Below are 8,164 nucleotides of genomic sequence, written 5' to 3'. Positions count from 1 at the left end.
GTTATTTACAAACTCAAACTTGTTACTGCTCTTGAGTTAGTACTGCAGCCACTAGATGAACACTTCTTTTTCAAATATAAAAGACGTCAAAAAAAGCCTTTTCATCTCAAACTCATTGATAAAAAGGCTTTTTGTCATTTATAAGATTTAGAAGTTTTCACTTTCTAATCGTGTTTCTTCGCATTGTCATGACTCTTGCAAGTTTAATCGCTTGGAGGCATGATACACTTTGTCAGAACGGCAACAGTGCTATCAATAACGGCTTTGCCTGTCGACCTCGCTCCGCATCCTTTTAGTTTTGGATGATTTCGGTTTTGTAGCCGTCTGGATCGAAAACGAAGAAGTAGCTTGCTGCGCCGTCGGAAAGTCCTTTGATGTCGGTTACTTCTGCTCCAGCTGCTTTGTATTCTTCGTGTGTTTGGTTTAGGTCGTCTACGCCCATTGCAATGTGTCCGTAGCCGTTTCCTAAGTCATATGGTTCGGCAGCATAGTTATAAGTCAACTCTAATTCATAGCCGCGGTCTTCAAGTGCCATATACACTAATGTAAATTTAAAATCCGGATAATCTAAGCGTTTGGTCACTTTTAATCCCAAGATGTTTTCATAAAACTCAACTGATTTTTCTAAGTTTTGTACGCGAATACAAGTGTGTAGCATTTTTTTTGCCATTTTTCTTGCCCCTCTCAGTTTTGATTTCTTTTTTAGTTTAACTGACTTTATGGAAAACTTCAAAAATTTTCCCTTTTTTGCATTTTTCACAAATTGAATGTTTTAGCAAAGATGCAAGTTTAAGTTTATATTGTTTTAGCTTTCATACAGCTCAATGGGCAAATTGTCTGGGTCTTTGAAAAAGGTATATTTTTTACCTGTATATTCATCGATTCTGATCGGCTCGACGGCTATTCCTTTGTCTTCCAACTCTGCAGCTGTTTCTTCAACACTCTCTACTGCAAAACAAAGATGACGCAAGCCGGCTGCTTCAGGCTGAGATGGCCGCTCAGGCGGTTCGGGAAAACTAAACAATTCGATTTGGCTATCTCCAACGCTGAGATCTAACTTATACGAATCTCTTTCTGCTCGGTAGTTTTCATTTAGAATAGGTAAGCCTAAAAGATTTGTGTAAAAGTTTTTCGATACTTGGTAATCAGAAGCAATAATAGCTACATGATGGATTTTAGATAATTTCATAGTGGTGTCCTGTCCTTTCAAAAAAGCCTCTCCAGCATAGAAGAGGCTTCTTCGTTTTTAAAAAGTGATATTGTCTTTATTTGAGAATTTTTTCAATTTCAGCTAATTCTTCTGAAGAAAAATCAAGGTTATTCAAGGCCTTAACATTATCTTCTAATTGAGATACGCGGCTTGCTCCAACAAGAACACTGGTTACCTTCCCGTCACGCAAAATCCAAGCGATTGCCATTTCAGCTAACGTTTGTCCGCGACGTTTTGCGATTTCATTCAACGCACGCGACTTTTCAACCGTTTTTTCAACGGCTTCTACATCTAAAAACTGACTGCTTGAACGCGCTGCTCGCGAATCTTTGGGGATGCCGTCCAAATAGCGGTCTGTTAGCAAACCTTGTGCCAAAGGACTATACGCAATGCTGCCAAGACCTTCTCTCGACAGCACGTCTTGTAAACCATCTTCAATCCAGCGGTTATACATACTGTAAGATGGTTGGTGAATAATAAAAGGCGTTTTAAGCTCTTTAAAGATTTTTGTGATGGCTTCAGTTTGTTCCGCTGAGTAATTAGAGATACCAACATACAAAGCTTTTCCTTGGCGCACCAGCAAATCTAATGCTTGAGCAGTTTCTTCAAAAGGTGTTTCAGGATCTGGTCGATGTGAGTAGAAAATGTCTACGTAATCTAGTCCCATGCGTTTCAAACTTTGATTGGCACTCGCCATGATATTTTTCTTTGATCCAAATTCACCATAAGGTCCTGGCCACATATAAAAGCCGGCTTTGCTTGAGATGATCAATTCGTCTCGATACGGCAAAAAGTCTTTCTTCAAAATGCGACCAAAATTTTCTTCCGCGCTTCCTGCTGGCGGTCCATAGTTATTGGCTAAGTCAAAGTGTGTGATGCCCAAATCAAAAGCTCTTCGGGCAACGTTTCGGCTCTTATCAAATAAATCGACATCACCAAAATTGTGCCACATTCCTAATGAAATAGCCGGCAATTTTAATCCGCTGTTTCCAACGCGATTGTAGATCATATGGTCATAACGTTCGCTTGCTGCTTCATACATCCTGTCGTCACTCCTCAATGATAATTACGTTTTGATACTGTTTCAGTATAACGTTTTCATCCAGTGAAAACAACGATCTTCCTTTTCAGCAAGCTTTAAATTTTAAAAGTTCTCCCATTCGCCATCTGCATCAGGTTGATACCCAGGCTCATCATTTTCTTCTAAGTAGTACTGGCCTTTAGACAAATCATCATAAAAAATAGCGAACGTCGTATTCATGTAAGGAATGATCCAGATAAAACCGATCCCTAATGTGATCAGCCCTACCAGTCCCCAACCAATAAAGCTCAATTGCAGCATAAAATAGTCCATTTTATGCCCGTCCATCAATCTGCGGCTTTCCGTAATACAATCTAACGCTGATACTTTTCCATTCTCCGGTTGACTCGTCCAATCTTTATAAATAAAATAAGCTTGAGAATAAGCAATGCTTTTAACAATACCTGGGATAATGAGCAGCAACGCCCATAGGAAAGTAAAGATCGAAATCAACAGCCAAATCAGAAAACAGCCTAGTAAATAACGTCTCGTAAAGACTTGAAAAGCATCGCGAAGCGGTCTGATGACTCTTGAAGGCTGGCGATACCAATCTAGCAACGTAAAGGATATCCCTGTTGAGATCAAAGTCCCGATCAGTCCGCTAAAAGTACCGCCGCTTCCTCCACCATTGCCAGTATTATCATACGTATATGGGTCTGTAAACCCAGGAGAATTAACGGATTCTCTAAAGATGAAGATGATCGTACCAGCTGCAATAGCTACAACGACCAGCAAAATAAGATTAGGGATCAGATTGAGCAACACAGCATCTTTCCAACGTCCTCTTAGCAGATCTTTGGCGTCTCCTTTAAGCTCTGCTCTTGTCTTGTAATCATTCATTTCTTTCATCCTTTCTATGTATTTCTTTTTTTCGGTGTAAACAAACAAAACAAACATTCTTATGGCGTTATATAGAAGGAGCAGGGTTTTCTCGTAAGCTATTCTGTACCTGTTTGTTGTCTATTCAAAAAATTCAATTAAAAGCTTCTTCTTTCTCTCCTTTGTCAGCTCTCTAACCAAAAACAACTTGCCTACCCTTTTAATCCCGCCTTTTGTTCTAGTTTCATCTTATCCTATTTTTTATTTAGATACTAGCGTTTTTGATCCGTTAAAGCTTACTAAGAAATACAAAAGAAACTTTTCAAAAAAGAAATTTTCATTTGCCATTTCTTTAAGCTGATTAATTGTATCTTTTGAAACGATAAGCGATAATAGAATTGTAGGAAGATCTTCTTACAAAGATAGGCTTAGCAAGTAAATCTTGTTCTTTTATTGAAAGGATGATCATGATGAATACATCAATCTTATTCCTAGGCGTCAGTCTTTTGATTATTGTCGTGGCAGCTTCAGCATTCTATTTTTCTTCTTTAAAAGTAGAACCGATCCGTGTACGTGTTTCTGATGATCATAAACTTTGATACGCAACTGATTTCTTTAAATGAATCAGCCTTTGGCAGTCATGCGCTGAAGGCTTTTTTGATTTTCCCTAACTCTTTAAAACGACATGACATCTTGTTGCCAAATGGGAATATTTTCCATTCCTTTCTATTTATCCCTTGCTATCCACTCTTTTGATTCACGTTCATCCTCAGCAATAACAGAAAAAATAGCAAAAAGAGAACCAGCATTCCCTCTTCAACCTGAAACGTTAGATCTCAAAATCCAACGAAAACAGATTGGGGAAAGGAAGGGGCTCTCTTTTGTCACATTATCTGCGCAACTCTGAAGTTTCCTGCTCAGCTTGTTCCAGCCACATTTTTGCTACCCGCATATCCCCATGGATCACTGGTTCCAGTTGGCGATTATAAAATATACTGGCCGGATGATAGGTGCATAAAATAGGATATTTTTTCTCGGTCCACTGATAAGTTGTATCATCTAAATGGGCCAAATACTGAACAGGCGAAGTGAGGACTTTTCCGTGTAGTTCTTTCACGGTTGCTTGTTTGCCTAAAACACGCTGAATAGCCGATGTACCTGACAAAATGATCAGTGGCGCATCAATATGACTGATCTCATAATCCGTCAAAGGTGCGTGAGCCAACACTTCTTTTTGATTGGGCTTACGATTATAGCGCTTGATTTCTTCCATTCCTGTTCGTTTATTAAGCTTTATACGGTCTTTAAAAGGACGGCTGTGAAATACACTGGTAATATAAGTCGTTTCACGTGCTAAACCAGCAGTCTCTAAAAAGTTCATCAACTCGACCCCAGCACGGCCAGCAAATGGATGATCTTCAGCCGCTGTCACTTCAACTGCTCCAGGTGCTTCTCCGATCAATAATGCTTTTGGATGTTCTGGTCCTTCTCCGCGCACAAATCCTTCCACTGAAAAACCTGCAGCTCGTTGTTGAGCCAAGTTGATCAATTTAGTCGGTAAAATTGTTTTTATCATCTTCTCACCTTCCTGCTTCTCTTTCAGGGTAGCATATTTGCAAAACGAAAAGAACTTTTTTGTTTATCCAAAAAAGAAAGGTCCGTTTCTATCTTTCTGTTTAGAAACGATATCCTTTCTTTTGCATTGATCGATTGGTTTATATTGCTCTTTTTCTTACCATTTGCTTGGATCTTTCCGCCATTCTGCCAGCAATGCTTTTTCTTCGGATGTAATGATGGCTTTTTCAGCAGCTTGTTCCATGAGTGCCGTGTAATGAGAAAGGGTATGCAAGGCTAGTTCAGCTTTTTCAAAGTTCGTTGCCGCTGCATCAAGTTGATAACTGAAGATTGCCACACAGCCCAATACCTCTCCGCCAGCTTGTTGAACAGCTGCTGCTGCTTCGATCACACTTCCGCCTGTCGAAATCAAGTCTTCGATGCAGACAACTTTTTGGCCGTTTTGCAAACGCCCTTCGATCTGATTTTGCTTGCCGTGACCTTTTGCTTTGCTTCGAACATAGATCATTGGCAAATCTAAAATCTCCGCAACCCAAGCAGCATGCGGAATACCCGCTGTTGCCGTTCCAGCGATCACTTCAACTCCTGGATAAAACTGCCGAATCAAAGCAGCTAGTCCCTTTGCAATTTCCTTTCGAATAGTTGGGTAGCTCATTGTGATACGGTTATCGCAATAAATCGGGCTTTTAATACCGCTCGCCCATGTATAAGGTTTCTTTGGGCTTAAACTGACAGCCTCACAGTCTAACAATAAATCAGCATATTTCTTTTCTTGTTTCATTTTACTTCTTCCCCTATCCATTGTTTTTCAATGTTTTGATATGCTTTCAGCGGATTTTCCGCTTGTGTGATGGGACGTCCGACTACGATAGCAGCAGCTCCCGCTTTGCGTGCAAATTCAGGCGTTGCCACCCGTTTTTGGTCTCCATTGTCGCTGCCAGTCAATCTAATGCCAGGTGTTACACACATGAAATCCGCACGAGTTGCTTCAAGGATCTGCTGTGCTTCTAAGGCTGAACAAACAACTCCATCTAGTCCAGACTCATCAGCAAGCTGAGCATAATGGCTGACACTCTCTTCTAAGGTAGCTGAAATCAATTGTTCGTGCTGCATTTCTTCTTCTGTTGTAGATGTCAGCTGAGTTACCGCAATCAGCAAAGGCTTTTCAGCGCCCTTTTTTGTTCCCTCTTCCAGCCCTCTTTTAGCTGCGCTCATCATTTCTTTTCCACCGGCAGCATGTACATTCACCATATCCACGTCTAAAGCAGCCAACGATTTCATCGCGCGATAAACAGTATTTGGAATATCATGCAATTTCAAATCCAAAAAGATCAGATGTCCTTTTTTCTTTAGTAATCGAATAAAATCGGGTCCTTCACTATAAAAGAGCTCCATCCCGATTTTTAAAAATAAAGACTCTTCCTGAAAAGCTTCCAAAAGGAGCAGCGCCTCTTCTTTAGAAGGGACATCTAATGCAATCATTGGCTTAGTGATCATGATTATTATCCTCCATCCTATTTCTGCTGTCTCTGATTCATTTCTTAGCTACTGCAAGTGATTTGCAAGTTAGAACAGTAATATTAAAGTCCATAAAAAAAGCCTCTGACCCATAAAAAGGCAGAGGAGCGCAAAGTTATAGCTTGTTTTTCCGCACTTCCTTTCAGCCTCACAGGACTCAATTAAGGAAATCATTCAGATTCATTGTTTTTAATCTTAACGAACGAACGTGCAGTTGTCAATGCAAAAAAAGGGGTTGCTAGAAGTCAATAAAGTCGATATACTGTTTAAGAACTAAAATAAAGGATGACAGAGAGCATCCATTTTAAGGAGAGATGTCAAATGGCTAGTACAACTACGCCCAATAATAAAAAGAAAGCCCTCATTGCAGCCTTAGCTGGATCTGGTATGGATGATTTAAACGTAATGTTTTTATCTTTTGCACTATCTTCCATTATCACAGATCTTGGTATCACAGGTGCGCAAGGAGGGTTTATTTCTACGATCACGAATATCGGGATGTTGCTGGGCGGTCTAGTATTCGGTGTATTATCGGACCGCAAAGGAAACGTGAAGTTATTCAAATGGTCTATTCTGATTTTTTCTTTGGCAACAGCAGCCTTGTTTTTTGTCCATTCTTTCTTCTGGATCTGCGTACTGCGTTTTATCGCTGGAGTCGGAGCTGGTGGAGAGTATGGGATTGCAATGAGTATCATTGCAAAAGTTACCCCGCCTGAAAAACTAGGCGTTATGTCCTCTTGGAACGGTGTTGCGGGTCAATTAGGTTCCATTGCTGCTGCTTTATTAGCTGGTGCGATGATCCCGATTTTTGGTTGGAGAGGATTATTCTTATTCGGATTGATCCCAATCGGATTGGTTCTTTGGCTGCACCTTTCAGTAGATGGAGATTTTGAGCTGATGGCTTCTCCTGAAGAGATCCATAGAGAAAAACCTTCTTTGAAAGAACTCTTTAAAACCAAGGAATTAACACGGACAACACTCTCCTTAATGTTTATGACCACAGTGCAAATTGCCGGCTACTTCGGCTTGATGAACTGGCTGCCTTCTATCCTGCAACAGCGCATTGGCCTTTCTGTTACAAGCTCTTCACTTTGGATGGTCGTGACCATTATCGGAATGTCTACCGGTATGCTGACGTTTGGACGCTTGCTGGATAAGTTTGGACCACGCGGCATTTTCACGATCTTTTTGATTGTTTCTGCTGCTTCCGTTTTCTTATTTGTTTATGCAGATAGCCAACTGACCTTATTATTCGGCGGAGCTTTTGTCGGTTTCTTTGTAAATGGGATGTTCCCAGGTTACGGTGTGGTCGTTAGCCAACTTTATCCAAGTCGGATTCATTCGATTGCAAACAATGCTGTGTTAAACGTCGGTCGTGCAGTCGGCGGCTTCTCTTCTCTAGCGATCGGTTTCTTGATGGACCATTATAGTCTGCTCGTTGTGATGGGTTCCTTATCGATTCTGTATTTGAGCAGCTTAGTGATCATGCTGACGATTCCTGGTTTAAAAAAGAATGCTTATCCAGCTGTACGGACAAATGCAACAAAAGCTTAAGGGTGTCAGCTAACAAAAAAGGTTGTCTCAAATTGAGGCAACCCTTTTTATTCTGGCTCTATAATATATAGTGTTGGTGGACCAATCGGTTCACTGGCACTATTTTTTGTTTTTAAATGAAAAAAGACCAGTGAACTCCTATAATTAAGTTACCACACAAAAGAATAGGAGAATTCACATGGCCTACACTCATTCTATAAAAAAATTGCTCAATATTAAAGACCCAAATGTTCAATTAGCTGAAGTTCCCGTTACAAAGGAAAAGAAAAAGGATCAAGAATATCTGGTAGTACACGGAAAATTGACCTATCGACCTTCCTGCTGTAAACTTTGCGGCGTCAAAAACAACTCCTATCAGGATCTTATCAAACATGGCACAAAATGTTCTACACTCACACTGACTCATG

General features: G+C 40.4%; 9 protein-coding genes and 1 pseudogene. 3 read left to right on the top strand and 7 right to left on the bottom strand.

What is annotated here, in order from left to right; translation table 11 throughout:
* Nucleotides 1-292: 292 nt before the first annotated feature.
* The 4 genes from gloA to BM057_RS10870 all read right to left on the bottom strand — a co-directional run bounded on the left by gloA (nt 293) and on the right by BM057_RS10870 (nt 3,131).
* Nucleotides 293-670: a lactoylglutathione lyase gene (gloA, locus tag BM057_RS10885; RefSeq protein WP_092093725.1), complete on the bottom strand. Its 378-nt coding sequence runs from the start codon at nt 668-670 to the stop codon at nt 293-295.
* A gap of 135 nt (nt 671-805) precedes the next feature.
* Complete coding sequence (gene gloA2 / locus BM057_RS10880) at nt 806-1,189, bottom strand: SMU1112c/YaeR family gloxylase I-like metalloprotein (protein ID WP_047390627.1); 384 nt, start codon at nt 1,187-1,189, stop codon at nt 806-808.
* 76 nt (nt 1,190-1,265) lie between these two features.
* Nucleotides 1,266-2,252 carry an L-glyceraldehyde 3-phosphate reductase gene (gene mgrA, locus BM057_RS10875; protein ID WP_092093723.1) on the bottom strand — a complete coding sequence of 329 codons (987 nt, stop codon included), beginning with the start codon at nt 2,250-2,252 and terminating at the stop codon, nt 1,266-1,268.
* 102 nt (nt 2,253-2,354) lie between these two features.
* Complete coding sequence (locus BM057_RS10870) at nt 2,355-3,131, bottom strand: DUF975 family protein (protein WP_092093720.1); 777 nt, start codon at nt 3,129-3,131, stop codon at nt 2,355-2,357.
* A gap of 449 nt (nt 3,132-3,580) precedes the next feature.
* Here BM057_RS10870 and BM057_RS12060 point away from each other — a divergent pair, with 449 nt between their 5' ends.
* Nucleotides 3,581-3,709 (top strand): hypothetical protein, encoded by a 129-nt coding sequence (locus tag BM057_RS12060; RefSeq protein WP_281246075.1) that lies wholly within the window; start codon nt 3,581-3,583, stop codon nt 3,707-3,709.
* A gap of 290 nt (nt 3,710-3,999) precedes the next feature.
* Here the strand turns inward: BM057_RS12060 and BM057_RS10865 are convergent, their stop codons facing one another.
* From BM057_RS10865 to pyrF, 3 genes are all read right to left on the bottom strand, one after another.
* Nucleotides 4,000-4,686, bottom strand: coding sequence for a uracil-DNA glycosylase (locus BM057_RS10865; protein ID WP_092093718.1), 687 nt, complete (start codon nt 4,684-4,686; stop codon nt 4,000-4,002).
* A 156-nt stretch (nt 4,687-4,842) separates the two neighbouring features.
* Complete coding sequence (gene pyrE / locus BM057_RS10860) at nt 4,843-5,466, bottom strand: orotate phosphoribosyltransferase (RefSeq protein ID WP_092093715.1); 624 nt, start codon at nt 5,464-5,466, stop codon at nt 4,843-4,845.
* The gene (gene pyrF, locus BM057_RS10855; protein WP_092093713.1) at nt 5,463-6,182 is read right to left on the bottom strand and encodes an orotidine-5'-phosphate decarboxylase; all 720 of its coding nucleotides are present in this window, start codon (nt 6,180-6,182) and stop codon (nt 5,463-5,465) included. The genes pyrE and pyrF overlap by 4 nt, the downstream gene beginning before the upstream one ends.
* A gap of 342 nt (nt 6,183-6,524) precedes the next feature.
* On the opposite strand from pyrF, the gene BM057_RS10850 reads away from it, so the two are divergent.
* On the top strand, nt 6,525-7,757 hold the full coding sequence (locus BM057_RS10850) for an MFS transporter (RefSeq protein WP_092093710.1): 1,233 nt from the start codon (nt 6,525-6,527) through the stop codon (nt 7,755-7,757).
* A 178-nt stretch (nt 7,758-7,935) separates the two neighbouring features.
* Nucleotides 7,936-8,164 (top strand): annotated as a pseudogene (locus BM057_RS10845) (ISL3 family transposase); the annotation flags it as partial.

This window comes from Pisciglobus halotolerans (genome assembly GCF_900113675.1).
GTDB lineage: Bacteria > Bacillota > Bacilli > Lactobacillales > Carnobacteriaceae > Pisciglobus > Pisciglobus halotolerans.
Note: the sequence above shows the minus strand (reverse complement) of the source record. Positions and strands in the feature narration are given on the sequence as shown.